Here is a 594-nt window from a genome sequence, read left to right on the forward strand (position 1 = left end):
GGAACCTACCTCACGTGCCACACGCGTAACTTCAGAAGAGAAGGAGTTCAGCTGATCTACCATGGTATTAATGGTATCTTTAAGCTCCAGAATTTCTCCTTTTACGTCAACGGTAATTTTTTTCGATAAATCTCCTTTTGCCACCGCTGTTGTCACATCGGCAATATTACGAACCTGTCCGGTTAGGTTGGATGCCATCTGGTTCACAGAATCCGTTAAATCTTTCCATGTTCCGCCAACTCCTTTTACCTGCGCCTGTCCGCCCAGTTTTCCTTCGGTACCCACCTCACGCGCCACACGTGTTACCTCAGAAGAAAACGAATTCAGCTGATCTACCATGGTATTGATGGTATTTTTTAATTCTAAAATTTCTCCTTTTACGTCAACGGTAATTTTTTTAGATAAATCTCCTTTCGCTACTGCCGTTGTTACATCGGCAATATTACGAACCTGTCCGGTAAGGTTACTCGCCATTTTATTTACAGAATCGGTCAAATCTTTCCAAACACCGCCCACACCACGAACTTTTGCCTGACCGCCTAATTTTCCTTCGGTACCCACTTCACGCGCCACACGTGTAACCTCCATAGAGAA

1 protein-coding gene is annotated in these 594 nt (G+C 44.4%); it reads right to left on the bottom strand.

Features of this window, described 5'->3' with window-relative positions; all coding sequences use genetic code 11:
• On the bottom strand, positions 1-573 hold a 573-nt coding region (locus K0H48_RS31075), incomplete at its 3' end, for a HAMP domain-containing protein (RefSeq protein ID WP_368862157.1).
• Positions 574-594 lie beyond the last annotated feature (21 nt).

This window comes from Pseudomonas sp. Xaverov 259, assembly GCF_019352915.1.
Taxonomy (GTDB): domain Bacteria; phylum Pseudomonadota; class Gammaproteobacteria; order Pseudomonadales; family Pseudomonadaceae; genus Aquipseudomonas.